A 14,493-nucleotide genomic window follows, 5' to 3' on the forward strand; every position below is an offset into this window, starting at 1 on the left:
GTGGATCCGGGCGGCATGCCGGAGAAGACCGTGCTCGAACAGCTCGACCTGTTCGGGGAGATCCTGCCCGTCCTGCGCAAGGAGTTCGCCGCGGGCCGCCCCGCCCAGGTACCGGACGGGCCGCTGCACCCGGCCCAGCGCCCGGCCCTCCTCCAGGGGGCGACCTCATGAGGCCGCTGCGCCTGAGCGTCGTCTCGGCGGGCCTCAGCGACCCCTCCTCCACCCGGCTGCTGGCCGACCGGCTGACCGAGGCCACCCGGCAGGAGCTGGCCGCCTCCGGGTACGCGGTAGAGGTCAGCGTCGTCGAAGTACGCGAACTCGCCGCGGACATCGCCCGCAACCTGACGCTCGGCTCCCCCGGTCCCGAACTCGAAGCTGCCCTGGACGCGGTCACTCGGGCCGACGGCCTCATCGCCGTCACCCCCGTCTTCAGCGCCTCGTACAGCGGGTTGTTCAAGTCGTTCTTCGACCTGCTCGATCCCACCGCGCTGACCGCAACCCCCGTGCTGATCGCGGCCACCGGAGGGACCGCCCGGCACTCCCTGGTCCTGGAGCACGCCCTGCGCCCGCTCTTCACCTACCTGCACGCCCTCACCGTCCCGACCGGAGTGTTCGCCGCCACCGAGGACTGGGGCAGCACCGGAGACACCCACACCGCGGTCCTGCCGGACCGGATCCGCCGCGCCGCCGCCGAACTCGCGCGCCTCCTGCCCGGCCGGGCGAACGACGAACCCACCGAGGTCGAGGGCGAGTCCCAGCCGCAGGACGTCGTCCCGTTCGCCGAGCAGCTCGCCGCTCTCGGCCACGCCCCGTAGAGCGCCGGGCCGCCGGTCCCCCGCTCTCCGCAACAGCCCCCGCAACCGATCCCGATCAACGAGGAGCACCATGCCCGACAACGCCAGCAGCGACCTGCCCAAGGGATTCACCAGCCACCACATCACCGTCAACGGAACCGACCTGCACACCGTTGTCGGAGGCACGGGAGAGCCGGTGCTGCTGCTGCACGGCTGGCCCCAGACATGGCGGGCCTGGCGGCACCTCATGCGGCCCCTGGCCGACCAGGGCTACACCGTCATCGTTCCCGACCTACGGGGCACCGGGCACTCCGCGCACGCCGACGACGGGTACTCCAAGGACAACCAGGCCGAGGACATGCGGCAGTTGCTCACCGCGCTCGATGTGGCCGGGCCGGCGCGCCTCGTCGGGCACGACATCGGTGGCATGGTCGCCTTCTCCTTCGCCCGGCTCTTCCCGGACCAGGTGCGGAGCCTGGCGCTGATCGAGCTGGCCGTCCCCGGGTTCGGGCTGGAGCGGGCGATGGACCCGGCCGGCGGCGGCTCCTTCCACTTCGGCCTGTTCATGACGCCCGAAGCACCCGAGCTGCTCTTCGAAGGCAGTGAACGCGCCTTCTTCCAGTGGTGGTTCCCCCGCCTGTCGGCCACTCCCGGCGTCTTCACCCCCGAGGAGATCGACGCCGTCACCGCCACCTACCGGGGACGAAAGGCCCTGCGCGCCGGATTCGCGCACTACCGCGCCCTCCTTGAGGACGGACGCACCAACAGGGCGTGGGCGGACGCCGGTGGCCACCTCGGCATGCCGCTCCTGGCGGTCGGCGGTGAGCACAACGTCGGCACCAGACTCGCGGACGGCCTACGTCCCGTCGCACCGCACGTCCGCAGCGCGGTGATCGAGGGCAGCGGCCACTTCCCGCCCGAGGAACGCCCCCAGGCACTGCTGGAGGAACTGACCGAGTTCCTCGGGGAGCCGCACGCTGCCCCCTTCGCCGATGCGGCCCCCTGACGAGGGCCGCACCACGCCGGTCCGCGGATCTTCCTACTCGGTCACGTGGCCGTGGCCGTCGTGCAGGCCGCCGCCGCTGCCGGAGTCGCCGTCCGTCGGGACGGACTCCACCGGCTGGGTCAGCGGTGCGAGGTCGTACGCGTAGTGGCCGACGGCATCGGCGATGACGTCGATGTTGATGTCGAACGCCCGCATGTTGATGTTGTCGATGTCGTCACCGGGGGCGTGGTAGTTGACGTCGTACGCCACCCCCGCCTGGCCGCCGAACTTCGCGGCCTGCGCCTCGGTCTTGATGCCCTCCGCGCCGGTGAAGGTGCCGCCCGACGGGATGCCGACCTCGATGAACGGGCCGTAGTCGGAGCGGCCGGTGAAGTCGGTGCCCTCGTGCGGGATGTTCTTGGAGTCGAGGAAGTCGTTGATGCCCTTCTCCAGCTGGGCCGAACCCTCGGGGCCGGGGCCGGCGCCGGTGGCGTCGGAGTCATCGCCGTCGTAGACGAAGTAGGCGGCGTTCGGCGAGGCGATCATGTCGAAGTTCAAGTAGAGCTTGATCTGCTTCTTCTGCTCTTCCGTGAGTGAGGCGACGTACGCCTCCGAACCCACCAGGCCGAACTCCTCCGCGGACCACCAGGCGAACTTCACCTTGTTCTTGATCTTGTCCTGGGACTTGGCCAGCTTCTGCGCGACCTGGAGGATGCCGGCCGAGCCGGAGCCGTTGTCGTTGATGCCCGGGCCTTCGGAGACCGAGTCCAGGTGCGCTCCGAGGAAGACGGTGTTGTCCTCGTCGCCACCGCGGGTCTCCGCGACGACGTTGAACGTCCGGCGGTTCTCGCGCAGTTCGCGGATGTCGAGGGTGACCTTGACCGGGCCCTTGGCCGCCTCGGCGGCCAGCGCCTCGCCGTCCGCCTGGGTGATGCCGCCGGTGGGGATCTTGCCGGACGCCGCGTCGCCCATGGTGCCGTTGAGCACGCCCGCTGTGTTGTTGTAGATCACGGCACCGACCGCGCCCGCCGCGTGGGCGTTGGCCTGCTTCACGGCGAAGGTGCACCCGCCGCGCTTGATGAGAGCGATCTTGCCGGTGAAGGCGCCGGCGGCGAAGTCGGCGGGCTCGCAGCCGTTGGTGCCGTCGGCGTCCACGGGAGCAACGGCCACGTCGGCGGTCACCCCGCCCGCGGGGCTGCTGACGGTGTACGTCATCAGCTGGATGGGGACGTTGCGCGGCGTGGGCGAGACCACGGTGAGGGACTCGGCGATCTCGTCGGTGTAGACGAAGTCGAAGGCGTGTCGGGAGACCTCGTAGCCCGCGGCCTTGAGCACCGCCTCCACGTAGACGGCCGACAGCTCGTGGCCCCTGGATCCGGCCACCCGGGTGTCGCCGTTGTGGTCCGCTATCGCCTGAAAGGCTTTCAGGTGGCGATAGGCACTGGTGGCGGTGGACTCCTTGACGAGTTTCCTCGCCAGTGCGTCACCCCGGTGGGGCCAGCTCGAGTTGTCGGCGTCCGCGGTGGCGGGGCCGGCGACGAGCAGCGGGGAGGCGAGTGCAGCGGCGGCCAGGGTGGCGGTCACCGCGACTCTGTGACGTGCGGACATAGTGGTCCTCTCACGGCAGGTCAAAAGGTGGATCGACGGTTCGGGAGAACACGGTCGAGGCACGTTAACCCTGTGACTGCTCACTGCCAAGACACCGTTCGCCTTCGGTGTGTAGAGGCGCGAGTACGGCCGCGGGGCTTGACAGAGGGCCGCTGCCGCGAATTCCAAGCAGGACAGCAGACGGCCTGTGTGACTCCCGCCGTTGCTGCCGTCAGCCGGCATCAGCGGAAGAACCACGATGTCCCAGCAGATCAGCAGCGCGCCGACGGGCTGCACCACCGTTGCGCCCTGGGTCGTCACCGAGGACACGGGGGCGTTGCCCGACTTCGTCACGCAGGTGTTCGGCGGTGCGGAACTGTCCCCGGTGCGGACCGAGGACGGCTCGATGGGACGTGGTGAGATCCGAGTCGGCGACACCGTTGTGCCCGCCTTCGACCGGCGTGCCGGCTGGCCCCCACACCGTCACGGCTCTGGCGGAGGCGTGGCGGCGCCTGCGGGATCCCGTGTACGCCGAGGGCATGCGGGTCGCCCAGGAGACGCTCGATGTGGAGCTCAGCGGCCGACGCCGTGGCCGTAGCAGCGCACCCGTCAAGGGCACCGGTTGACCGCTTGCCACCTGGCGTCAGCGCGGCGGGTCTTCGGCGCGGGGCAGGGCGGCCAGGGCGGCGCGCCAGCCGCCGTATGCCGTGATCTCATGGGCGCCCTCGAGAGCCTGGGGTTCGCACAGGAAGCCCGGCACGAAAGTTCCGTCGGCGAGTTCCACGCTGCCGAGGGCCATCGGGCGGGGCAGCGATGCGAGGAGGGCGCCGAGGCCCTCGGCGGGCAGTTGCCACACCTCGGCCTCGATCGTGCGGCCGCCCTCCCGGGCCCGGACCAGGCCTGGCTTGGCAGGCACCGTGTTCAGCGCGTACAGCCGGTAGGTGTCCGCGGTCGTGGTCGTGGACACCAGTCGGCCGCCCAGGGCGAGCAGCTGTCCGTTCAGCGGCTGCCCGGACAGATGTGCGCCGACCACGGCGAGCCGCAGCGGCGGAGCGGTGAGCAGTCCGGCGATGCGGGCGAGCCGCTCGTCCGTGAACGCCGGGCCGATCAGCATGACGCCGAAGGGCAGACCGTTCACCTCGCCCGCCGGGACGGCGACCGCCGCCAGGTCGAACAGGTTCGTGGAGTTGGTGAAGCGGCCGAGCCTGGTGTTGGCCCCCAGGGGGTCGGCCGCGACCTCGGCGAGGGTCGGGTGGCCCGGTGTCGTCGGCAGGAGCAGCGCGTCCGCGTCGTTCAGCGAGGCGAGAGCTCTGATGCGGAGGGAGGCGAGCTTCTCCGTGTCTGCGTAGAGCCGGTGGGCCGGGATGTCCCGGGCGCGGGTGATGATCGCGGACACGGTCGGATCGAGGTCGGCCGAGCCCACGTGCTCGTCGATGAAGGCGCCGACGGCGGTGTAGCGCTCGGCGACGAACGCGCCTTCGTAGAGACTCGCCGCTGCCTGGGTGAAGGGCTCCAGGTCGATGGGCAGGAGCTCGGCGCCCGCCTGGTCGAGCCGGTCCGCAGCTGCCCGGAAGGCCTCGGCCCAGCCCTTGTCCAGCTCGCCGAGCTGCTCGGGCTCGGGTACGGCGATCCGCCAGGGGCCGGGCCGTCGCTGCTCAAGTGCCGGGAGCTGCCGCCCCGACGGCGACGCCAGGTGGGACAGCACCCGCTCGGCCTCGGGGAGGGTCCGAGCGAGGACCGTCACGCAGTCGAGCGAGGCGCAGGCCGGGACGACGCCCTCGGTGGGGACCAGCCCGATGGTCGGCTTGAGGCCGACGATGCCGTTGAAGGCCGCCGGCACCCGGCCCGATCCCGCGGTGTCGGTACCGAGCGCGAAGTCCGCGATGCCGAGTGCCACGGAGACTGCCGAGCCGGACGAGGAGCCGCCCGAGACGTACTGCGGATCGATGGCGTTGCGGACGGCGCCGTACGGGCTGCGGGTGCCGACCAGCCCGGTCGCGAACTGGTCGAGGTTGGTGGTGCCGAGGACCACGGCGCCCGCTGACCGCAGGCGGGCCACCGCCGGGGCGTCCGCCTCCGGCCGGTAGGCGTACGCAGGGCAGCCGGCGGTGGTCGGCAGCCCGGCCACGTCGATGTTGCCCTTGACCGCGAAAACCGTGCCGGCCAGGGGAAGTCGTAGGCCCGCGGCGACCTTCGCGTCGACCGCGGCGGCGTCCTGCTCCGCCTCGGCCTGCGGGCGCAGGCCGATCCACACCTCGGGCCGGTCCACTTGCTCAATACGCGCGTAGGCGGCCCGGACTCGCTCCACGGCGGTGATCGGGGGGTTCATGCGGCCCTGCTTTCCCTCGTACGGCCGATGCCGCATCCGTCGTCCGTGCCGTGCTCCGTGACCGCGGGCCCTGGCAGGCGCAGGCGCGCCTGCCCTCTTGAGTTCCGCATCAGGCAGCCGCCCGAGCCGTCTCGACAGGCGCGAGGACGACGAGGGCGGTGCCCGCCTCGACTTGGCTTCCTGGCTTGGTCAGGACCTCCGCGACGATGCCGTCGGCGGGGGCGGGGACCCGTGACTCCATCTTCATCGCCTCCAGCGCGAGCAGCTGCTGCCCGGCGGACACGCGGTCGCCGACCCGGACGTTGACCTGCCAGACGGAGGCGGTGAACTCGGCCTCGATCAGGTGGCCTCCCTCGGGGACCTCGATGTCGGTGGTCGGCGGGGCGACTTCGGTGGCCGTCTCGGCGCGGGCGAACTCACCCGCCGCTTCCCAGGCGTCGCGCTCGGCGGCGAAGGCCGCGCCCTGCCGGGCCCGGAACTCGGCGATCGATGCGGCGTTCTCGGTGAGGAACCTCTGGTAGCCGGCGAGCGAGAAGGTGCCTTCCTCGGTCTTCGGTACGAACCGGCCGGAGGTGATGTCCGCGCGCAGTTGCAGGAGTTCGTCGGCGTCGACCGGGTACCACTTGATCCGGTCGAAGAAGCGCAGCAGCCAGGGCTTGCCCGGCTCGAAGGCGCCGCGCTGCTGCCAGCCCGACCACACCTGGGTCGTGCGGCCGACGAACTGGTAGCCGCCCGGGCCCTCCATGCCGTAGATGCACAGGTACGCGCCGCCGATGCCGACGGAGTTCTCCGCGGTCCAGGTGCGGGCGGGGTTGTACTTGGTGGTGACCAGGCGGTGCCGTGGGTCCAGCGGGGTGGCGACCGGCGCCCCCAGGTACACGTCCCCCAGCCCCATGACCAGGTACTCGGCGTCGAAGACGGTGCGGTAGACGTCGTCGACCGTCTCCAGGCCGTTGACGCGGCGGATGAACTCGATGTTCCAGGGGCACCAGGGGGCGTCGTCGCGTACGCCGGCGATGTAGCGGGCGATGGCTTCGCGGGTCGCGGGGTCGTCCCAGGACAGCGGAAGGTGCACGGTGCGGCTGGGTACCACCAGCTCGTCGGTGGCCGGGAGTTCCTCCTCCACGTGCAGCATGAGCTGCAGGAGTGCGTCCTGCGGCAGGACGTCGGGGTCCGTCTGGACCTGCAGCGAGCGGATGCCCGGTGTCAGGTCGACGATGCCGTCGAGGTCCCGCGCGGCGATGGCCTCGGCCAGCGCGTGGACGCGCATGCGCAGGCTGAGGTCGAGCTGCATGGGCCCGTACTCGACGAGGAGGTTGTCGTCGCCGCTGCGCCGGTAGGTGACCGACGGGCGGGACCCGGTCCGCTCCAGGCGGGCGAGGATGCCGCCGTCGTCGATCACGTCCCGGTCGGCGAGCGGGGCCGCGGCCGGGTGGTGCCGCAGTTCGGCAGCCGCCTTGGTGGTCACCGGGACGAAGCGGACCATGTCGCCGGGGCGGAACTGGCCGAGCTTCCAGCGCTGTCCGGTCACGACGGTCGCCGGGCAGACGAAGCCGCCGAGGGAGGGTCCGTCGGGGCCGAGGAGGACGGGCATGTCGCCGGTGTAGTCGACGGCGCCGACGGAGTACGGCGTGTCGTGGATGTTGGACGGATGCAGGCCCGCCTCACCGCCGTCCGTACGGGCCCAGCGCGGCTTGGGTCCGACCAGGCGGACGCCGGTACGCGCCGAGTTGAAGTGGACCTTCCAGTCCGCGGCGTAGAAGTCGCGGATGTCGTCCTCGGTGAAGAACTCGGGGGCGGCGTGCGGGCCTTCGACCGCGCCGACCCGCCACTCGCCGCCGAAGACGGGGCGTTGGTCGAGAGGGACGGCGGAGGTCCCCGTACGGGCCTCGCCGCCGTGCAGGACGTCGCCCGCGCGCAGGGCGCGGCCGCCGTGCCCGCCGAACCGGCCGAGGGTGAAAGTGGCCGCACTGCCGAGGAATCGGGGTACGTCCAGACCGCCCGCGAACAGTACGTAGGTCCGCAGGCCGTGCTTGTCGGGCGCGGCGAGGGCCAGGGTCTGTCCGGCCTCGACGTTGACCGGCTCCCACTGCGGTACGAGCGTGCCGTCGAGTGTCACGCGCGTGGGAGCTCCGGTGACGCAGACCGTCGTCGAGTGGGTGAACCTCAGCGAGGGGCCCTGGAGGGTGCATTCGAGGCCGGGCGCGCCGTCGTCGTTGCCGAGCGCGGTGTTGCCGAGCCGGAAGGACAGGTCGTCCATCGGTCCGCACGCAGGGACGCCGACCTGCCAGTAGCCGGTGCGTCCGGGCCAGTCCTGGACGGTGGTCAAGGTGCCCGGCACGACGACCTCGATACGGGGCGTCGGGTCGGTGATCGCGGCGAGCGAGGCAGTGGAGTGGGCCGCCGCGCGCACGTCGGTGTCGCGCAGGGCGGCGCGCACCAGGCCGAGGTTGGTCTCGATGCCGTCGACGCGGGTCGCGGCCAGCGCCGCGTCCAGCCGGTCGAGCGCCTCGGCGCGGTCGGCGCCGCGCGCGATGACCTTGGCGAGCATCGGGTCGTAGGCGGTGGTGACCTCGGTGCCGGTCTCCACCCAGGTGTCGACGCGGACGTCCGCGGGGAAGGCGACGCGGGTCAGCAGGCCCGCGCTCGGCCGGTGGTCGCGGGAGGGATCCTCGGCGTACACCCGCGCCTCGACGGCGTGTCCCTCGGGGGCCGGGGGCTCGGTGACGACCGCGGTGTCGCCCTGCGCCAGCCGGAGCATCCACTCCACGAGGTCGACGCCGTAGATCTCCTCGGTGACTGGGTGCTCCACCTGGAGGCGGGTGTTGACCTCGAGGAAGAACGCCTCTTCGCGGACGGCGTCGTACACGAACTCGACCGTGCCGGCGGAGCGGTAGTCCACCGATGCGCACAGGTCCCGGGCGCTGGTGGCGAGTTGACGGCGGACGTGGTCCGGAAGGCCGGGTGCGGGTGCTTCTTCGAGGACCTTCTGGTTCCGGCGCTGAAGTGAGCAGTCGCGGTCGCCGAGGGTGACGACTGTGCCGTGGCCGTCGCCGAAGACCTGCACCTCGATGTGGCGGGCCCGTTCCACCAGCCGCTCCAGGAAGACACCGGCGGAGGAGAAGGAGGCCGCGGCAACGCGCTGCACACGGTCCCAGGCGTCGGCGAGGTCGGCGGCGTCGTGGCAGGCCTGCATGCCGATGCCGCCACCGCCCCCGGTCGCCTTGAGCATGACCGGGTAGCCGATCTCCTCGGCCGCGGCGAGAGCCCCGGCCACGTCGGCGAGGAGCCCCGTGCCGGGGGCCAGCGGGACGCCCGCCGCCTGCGCGGCGGCGCGGGCGGTGTGCTTGGCGCCGAACAGCTCCAGTTGTGCGGGAGTGGGGCCGACGAAGACGATGCCGGCGTCGGCGCAGCGGCGCGCGAAGTCGGCGTCCTCGGAGAGGAATCCGTAGCCGGGGTGGACGGCGCCCGCGCCGGTGTCCTTGGCGGCCTTGAGGACCAGGTCGGCGTCGAGGTAGGACTCCTTGGCGGGCGCGGGGCCGAGCCGTACGGCCTCGTCGGCCAGCCGGACGTGCGCGGCGCCGCGGTCGGGGTCGGAGTGGACCGCGACGGTGCGCAGGCCGAGCCGGCGGGCGGTGCGGATGATGCGGGCCGCGATCTCGCCGCGGTTGGCGACCAGCAGGGTGTCGAACGTCATGGTGGTCAGCCCTCGTCGCTCTCGTCCGGCTCGGTGATGGTCATGCGCACGGCGGTGGGGTCGAAGCCGTTGCAGGGGTTGTTGATCTGCGGGCAGTTGGACAGCAGCGCGAGGACGTCGGTCTCGGCGCGCAGCACGACCTGCAGGCCCGGGGCCGAGATGCCGTCGACGATGCCGAGGGTGCCGTCCTTCTCGACCGGCACGTTCATGAACCAGTTGACGTTGGAGACCAGGTCGCGCTTGCCCAGACCGTGCTTGCTGCCCTCGGCGAGGAAGTTCTCCACGCAGGCGTGCTGGGACCAGGTGTGGTGGCCGTAGCGGAGCGTGTTGGACTCCTTTGAGCAGGCTCCGCCGATGGTGTCGTGCCGGCCGCAGGTGTCCTCGACGACGGTCATCAGGGGTGTGTGCTCGTTGGACAGCAGCACCGAGCCGGTGGTCAGGAAGATGGTGCCCTGGGCCTGGACGGTGTCGGGAGCGCTGTAGCGCACGCCGGTGTCGTGGGCGTCGTAGACGAGGAAGTCGGCGGCCTGGTTGCCGTGCAGGTCGGTGATGGTCAGCAGCTGGCCCTTGCGGACGACGGCGGACCAGGCGGCGCGGGCGGGGACGGTGTCGTCGCGGACGACGCGGCCCGTGACAGTGGTGGTGGTCATGCGATCCCCCGGGCGGTGAGGTGGCCGGCAGTGTTCAGGAAGGCGCGGCGGCCCTCGGGGGTGGCGTCCCACACCGGGTCACCGGGTGCGGTCGGCTCGCCCCGGTACGCGAGGACCTCGAGGTTGCTGCAGGTGTAGGCGGCGCGCGGGTCCAGCGGGTGCGGGACGTTCGCGAGGAGGACGGTGACGTCCTGCTCGGCGCGCAGTGTGACGGTCGTGTGCGGGCCCGCGGAGCCGGTGAACTCGGTGGCGCCGTCCTCGGCGATGCGCACGCCCTGGAAGAAGGAGATCGACGGCGGCAGGTCCCGCGGGGTGAGGCCGTTCTTCAGCGCGGCGAGCTTGAACAGTTCACGCCCGGCCGGAGAGGCGGACTGCGGGGTGCCGTCCCCGTAACGGGCGGTGTTGCGTGCGAGGGTGGAGGTGCCGGTGAGGGAGTCGTGCCGACCGGAGCTGTCCTCGACGAGGGAGGCGAGGACCCGGCCCTGGTCGGACAGGAGCAGGTGGCTCGCGCCGAGGTAGGCGTTCCAGAGCACCTTGACGGTGTCGGCGGCGTTCAGCCGCTCCCAGGGGCGGTCGGCGCTGAACAGCAGCAGGTGCGCGCACGCGTCCCCGGCGAGGTCGGTCAGCCGCAGCTCGGTGCCGCGGGCCAGGACCTGGTGGGTGTAGTTGCCGCCCGCCACGGTCTCGGCCCACACGATGTCCTCGGCGGCGATGCCCTCGGGAGGCGCCGGCCAGCTGCTCGCCGGGAGTACGGGCATGGCGTCGACCTGCCTGCCCTCCTGGGCCCGGGCATGGTCGCGGGCGCCGTACGCCGACGCTGTCACTGACGCTGATGCCACGGCTCAACCTCCGGCTCGGCCTGATTTCTGTCGTGCGACAGAAATTAGGGCGCGGCGGATTCGGGACCATTGCCCGTGCGTTGCGGGCCAGTTACCGGAAACTCACTCCGCAGGGCCGAGGACCCGGGCGCCCCCGCTGACGGCGCGCGGGGCTGTGCGAGGATCACCGAGTGAACACCCGCAGCACCAGAAGAGTCGGCCGGCCCCGCGCCCAGGAGCGCCCCGCCAGCGGGCTCGAGCCACGCGAAGAGGTCCTCTCCGCCGCGGCCGAGCTGTTCACGACCCATGGCTACACCGCGACCACGACCCGCGCGGTCGCCGAACGGGCCGGTCTGCGCCAGGCGTCGCTGTACCACTACTTCGACGGCAAGGAGGCCATCCTCGCCGCGCTGCTGGAGGGGACCGTGCGCCCTTCGCTGGAGGTGGCGCACCACCTGGTCTCCCGTACGGAGGCGTCCCCGGAGGCACGGCTGTGGGCGCTGTGCCACGCCGACGTGACACTGCTGTGCGGCGGCCCGCACAACCTCGGCGCGCTCTACCTCCTGCCCGAGGTGCAAACGAAGCGCTTCGCCGTCTTCCACCAAGTGCGGGTCGAACTCAAAGCCGCCTACGGGCAGTTGCTGGCAGCCAGCGAGCCCGGCGCGGCCCTCGGCCCGGAGGACCTCGCGCTGCGTACGGACCTCCTCTTCGGCCTCACCGAGAGCGTCATCCTCATCCGGCGGGCGGACCCCGGCCACCCTCCGCAGGCCCTGGCGGCGGCCACGGCCGACGCGGCGCTGCGGGTCGCGGGCGTGCCGCAGCGCTCCCTGGCACGGCTGCGCCGCGAGGGGCAGCAGCTCCTCGCGGCGGGTGCCTGACGCGGCGTCATGCAGGGGCTTCAGATACGTACGGCCTCGTCGAGGACGGGCCCGGCCGGGGCCTGGCTGTCCGGAGCCTTCGGCGTGGGCGCCGCGTCCCTGCGGCTGCGGTACCAGCGGTAGGCCGCACCCGTGGCAACCGTGATGCCGACGAACAGGACGGTGAACCACTGGAAGTACCAGTGGCCGCCCTCGGGGTCGTACACCCCGGCACGGGGCCAGGAGAGATTGACCGTCATGAACAGGCCGTAGCCGACCGCGAGCACGTTGACGGGAAGTCCCCAACGGCCGAGGGAGAACAGCGGCTTGCCGAGTTCGTCGCGGTCGTCGCCGTCCGCCGGCGGCCACTGGCCCTTCAGCCGCCGCATCAGCATCGGTCCGGTGACCATCGCGTACGCCAGGTACACCATCGCGATGCACGTGGTGCCGATGGCCAGGAAGGCCTGGGGCGAGCCGAGGTTGAGCAGGAGCAGCAGCCCGGCGCAGACGCCGACCACCACGGCGGCCGTGCCGGGCATTCCGGTCCGCCTCGGCACCTTCGCCAGCCGCGCCGAGCGCGGCAGGACACCGTCGCGGGCCATGGAGTAGAGCATGCGGGTGGCCGAGGTCTGGATCGCCAGGGTCGCCGCACAGACGGCCAGGGCAACGTCGGCGAGCAGGACCTTGCCGAGGCCGTCACCGAGGGTGCTGGTCAGGACGTAGCTCAGGCCCTCGCTCGCCAGTCGTCCGTCGGTGAGGCTGGGCGCGGCGAGCAGTCCGCCGAGCAGCAGCAGTCCCCCGCACAGGCCGGAGGTCGTGAGCGCGCTGAGTGTCGTGCGGGGTGCGGTGCGGCGGGGGTTGACGGTCTCCTCGCTCATCTCGCTGGCGCTCTCGAAGCCGATGAGGACGTACGCGGCGGTGAAGGAGCCCACCAGCAGTGCCGCGATCAGGCCGCCCTCGCCCCCGGTGTGCAGAGTGATGCCGGGATCGCGTTCCGCGTGGGTGGCGAGGAGGGTGACGATCAGGGCGACGCCGACGATCTCGGCGGTGACGCCGACGGTGTTGACGGCCGACAGTGCGCGGTTGTCGAGGACGTTGAGCAGGGTGGTGAGCGCGAGCAGGATCAGCCCCAGCAGGGCGGCGTTGGCGGCGCCGCTGGTCGTGGTCGGTGACGGGTCGCCGCCGATGACCTGGAAGCCGGACCAGATGGCGGGCAGGACGACCTGCAGCGCGAGTGCGGCGGCCGCGACCACCACGACCCGGCCGACCACCATGATCCAGCCCGCGTACCAGCCGAAGGCCGGGCTGCCGAGCCTGCTCGCCCACTGGTAGATCGCCCCCGCGATGGGCAGCCGGGCGGCGAGTTCGGCGAAGCAGGCGGCGACGAGCAGCTGGCCCACGAGAACGGCGGGCCAGGTCCAGAAGAACACCGGCCCGCCGAAGGAGTAGCCGAGGGCGAAGAACTGGAAGACCGTGGTCAGCACGGAGATGAAGGAGAACCCGGCGGCGAAGGACGCGTACCGGCCCATCCGGCGCCGTAGCTCCTGACGGTAGCCGAACTCGGCGAGCGAGCCGTCACCGGCGCCGGCTGAGGGAGGTGGAGGCGGTGCGGGATCGGTGGTCACGGTCATGGCGGTCCCCTGTCGCGGAGGCGAGATCCTGCGAAATTCCTGTCGGGTGACAGAAATTAGGGACGGCCTGTTTCCCCGGCGTTTCGCATCCATCTCCGAGCCGTTAGTGCCTCCTCACCCACGTGCGGCCGAGGGCCCTTGCAGCGCACCCGGACAGCGACGGGGAGCAACCATCCGCCCAAAACCCATTGGCGGGCCACCACACCCGCTGCTAGCTTTCGGGAGGCCGTGCCGGAGAACGAGGAGGTGGTACCCGTGAACGCAGTATCGACATGGGTGCTCCCCTCCGGGGTCGCGGTCGGACGATAGGTCGTCCGGGAGCGCCGTTCATCAGCACTCCCGAAGGGCACGACCATGCAGTTCACCTCCGAACAGCGCCTCGACGACGGCATCCTCGAGCGCGAGTTCACCCTCGGCGAGATCCCTGGCACCCTCTGGACGCCTGTATCCGCCCCGGCTCCGCTGATCCTCATGGCCCACAACAACGGCCTGCCCAAGGCGCAATCGCGGCTGGTGGCCCGGGCCCGGCACACCGCGGCGTACGGCTACGCGGTGGCCTCCATCGACGCCGCCGGATGCGGCGACCGGCCGCTCTCCCCCGCCGACCGGCAGGCCCGCGCCGACCTCCACCGTGCGATGCAAGCAGGGGAGCCGCTCGACGACATCCTCGAGTCCCTCGTCGGCCCGATGGTCGACAAGGCGGCCCCGGAATGGCGGACCACCCTGGACGCCCTCCTTGCGCTGCCCGAGATCACCGGCCCGGTCGGCTACTCGGGATGGACCGCCCTCGGCATCCGCCTCGCGGTGACCGAGCCGCGCATCGCGGCCGCCAACTTCTTCGCCGGCGGTTACGTGCCCCGCGCCCAGCGCGAGGAGGCCCGCCAGGTCACCGTTCCCCTGCTGCTCCTGCTCCAGTGGGACGACGAAGGCAACCCGAGGCAACGGGCCCTGGACCTGTTCGACGCCTTCGGCACCAAGGAGAAGACACTGCACGCCAATACGGGCGGGCACCTCGGCACCCCGTGGTTCGAGCTGGAGGACGGAGGCCGGTTCTACGACCGGCATCTGAAGTAGCAGACGCGGGGCGGTGCCTGTCACCCGGGCACCGCTCCCTGCCCGCTGCCGGACGCCGCAGCCCGACGTCA

The 14,493-nt window shown here is 71.8% G+C and carries 10 protein-coding genes and 2 pseudogenes; 6 read left to right on the forward strand and 6 right to left on the reverse strand.

The features are described 5' to 3' along the window. From M8H82_RS06310 to M8H82_RS06320, 3 genes and pseudogenes are all read left to right on the forward strand, one after another. Positions 1–171: pseudogene (locus tag M8H82_RS06310) on the forward strand (5,10-methylene tetrahydromethanopterin reductase); the annotation flags it as partial. Further along, positions 168–815, forward strand: coding sequence for an FMN reductase (locus tag M8H82_RS06315; RefSeq protein WP_250071461.1), 648 nt, complete (start codon positions 168–170; stop codon positions 813–815). The pseudogene M8H82_RS06310 and the gene M8H82_RS06315, both read left to right, overlap by 4 nt. A gap of 70 nt (positions 816–885) precedes the next feature. Continuing rightward, positions 886–1,800 (forward strand): alpha/beta fold hydrolase, encoded by a 915-nt coding sequence (locus M8H82_RS06320; protein ID WP_250071462.1) that lies wholly within the window; start codon positions 886–888, stop codon positions 1,798–1,800. A 33-nt stretch (positions 1,801–1,833) separates the two neighbouring features. Here the strand turns inward: M8H82_RS06320 and M8H82_RS06325 are convergent, their stop codons facing one another. Continuing rightward, entirely contained in the window at positions 1,834–3,387 is a 1,554-nt protein-coding gene (locus M8H82_RS06325) for a M28 family metallopeptidase (RefSeq protein WP_250071463.1), read from the reverse strand. Positions 3,388–3,625: 238 nt separating this feature from the next. On the opposite strand from M8H82_RS06325, the pseudogene M8H82_RS06330 reads away from it, so the two are divergent. Then, a pseudogene (locus M8H82_RS06330) lies at positions 3,626–3,992 on the forward strand (hypothetical protein). 17 nt (positions 3,993–4,009) lie between these two features. Here M8H82_RS06330 and atzF read toward each other — a convergent pair. The 4 genes from atzF to M8H82_RS06350 form a co-directional block, all read right to left on the reverse strand. Continuing rightward, positions 4,010–5,695 carry an allophanate hydrolase gene (gene atzF / locus M8H82_RS06335; RefSeq protein WP_250071464.1) on the reverse strand — a complete coding sequence of 562 codons (1,686 nt, stop codon included), beginning with the start codon at positions 5,693–5,695 and terminating at the stop codon, positions 4,010–4,012. Between the two features lie 109 nt (positions 5,696–5,804). After that, the gene (uca, locus tag M8H82_RS06340) at positions 5,805–9,392 is read right to left on the reverse strand and encodes an urea carboxylase (RefSeq protein WP_250071465.1); all 3,588 of its coding nucleotides are present in this window, start codon (positions 9,390–9,392) and stop codon (positions 5,805–5,807) included. Between the two features lie 5 nt (positions 9,393–9,397). Beyond that, positions 9,398–10,042: an urea amidolyase associated protein UAAP2 gene (locus tag M8H82_RS06345; protein ID WP_250071466.1), complete on the reverse strand. Its 645-nt coding sequence runs from the start codon at positions 10,040–10,042 to the stop codon at positions 9,398–9,400. Beyond that, the gene (locus tag M8H82_RS06350) at positions 10,039–10,881 is read right to left on the reverse strand and encodes an urea amidolyase associated protein UAAP1 (RefSeq protein ID WP_250071467.1); all 843 of its coding nucleotides are present in this window, start codon (positions 10,879–10,881) and stop codon (positions 10,039–10,041) included. Before M8H82_RS06350 ends, M8H82_RS06345 begins: the two co-directional genes overlap by 4 nt. Before the next feature lie 170 nt (positions 10,882–11,051). Between M8H82_RS06350 and M8H82_RS06355 the strand changes: the two genes are divergently transcribed. After that, positions 11,052–11,738 carry a TetR/AcrR family transcriptional regulator gene (locus tag M8H82_RS06355; protein ID WP_250071468.1) on the forward strand — a complete coding sequence of 229 codons (687 nt, stop codon included), beginning with the start codon at positions 11,052–11,054 and terminating at the stop codon, positions 11,736–11,738. A gap of 20 nt (positions 11,739–11,758) precedes the next feature. On the opposite strand, the gene M8H82_RS06360 is transcribed toward M8H82_RS06355, so the two are convergent. Continuing rightward, a complete protein-coding gene (locus M8H82_RS06360) occupies positions 11,759–13,348 on the reverse strand; it encodes an amino acid permease (RefSeq protein WP_250071469.1) in 1,590 nt (529 codons plus the stop codon). Positions 13,349–13,702: 354 nt separating this feature from the next. Between M8H82_RS06360 and M8H82_RS06365 the strand changes: the two genes are divergently transcribed. Further along, positions 13,703–14,422 (forward strand): dienelactone hydrolase family protein, encoded by a 720-nt coding sequence (locus M8H82_RS06365; RefSeq protein ID WP_250071470.1) that lies wholly within the window; start codon positions 13,703–13,705, stop codon positions 14,420–14,422. The last annotated feature ends 71 nt before the right edge of the window (positions 14,423–14,493 follow it).

Source organism: Streptomyces sp. YS415, assembly GCF_023544665.1.
Taxonomy (GTDB): Bacteria; Actinomycetota; Actinomycetes; order Streptomycetales; family Streptomycetaceae; genus Streptomyces.

Coding starts and splice junctions, on each gene's coding strand:
- uca (WP_250071465.1), bottom strand. CDS start 9,392: ATGACGTTCGACACCCTGCTGGTCGCCAACCGCGGCGAGATCGCGGCC.
- M8H82_RS06325 (WP_250071463.1), bottom strand. CDS start 3,387: ATGTCCGCACGTCACAGAGTCGCGGTGACCGCCACCCTGGCCGCCGCT.
- M8H82_RS06365 (WP_250071470.1), top strand. CDS start 13,703: ATGCAGTTCACCTCCGAACAGCGCCTCGACGACGGCATCCTCGAGCGC.
- M8H82_RS06320 (WP_250071462.1), top strand. CDS start 886: ATGCCCGACAACGCCAGCAGCGACCTGCCCAAGGGATTCACCAGCCAC.
- M8H82_RS06360 (WP_250071469.1), bottom strand. CDS start 13,348: ATGACCGTGACCACCGATCCCGCACCGCCTCCACCTCCCTCAGCCGGC.
- atzF (WP_250071464.1), bottom strand. CDS start 5,695: ATGAACCCCCCGATCACCGCCGTGGAGCGAGTCCGGGCCGCCTACGCG.
- M8H82_RS06315 (WP_250071461.1), top strand. CDS start 168: ATGAGGCCGCTGCGCCTGAGCGTCGTCTCGGCGGGCCTCAGCGACCCC.
- M8H82_RS06345 (WP_250071466.1), bottom strand. CDS start 10,042: ATGACCACCACCACTGTCACGGGCCGCGTCGTCCGCGACGACACCGTC.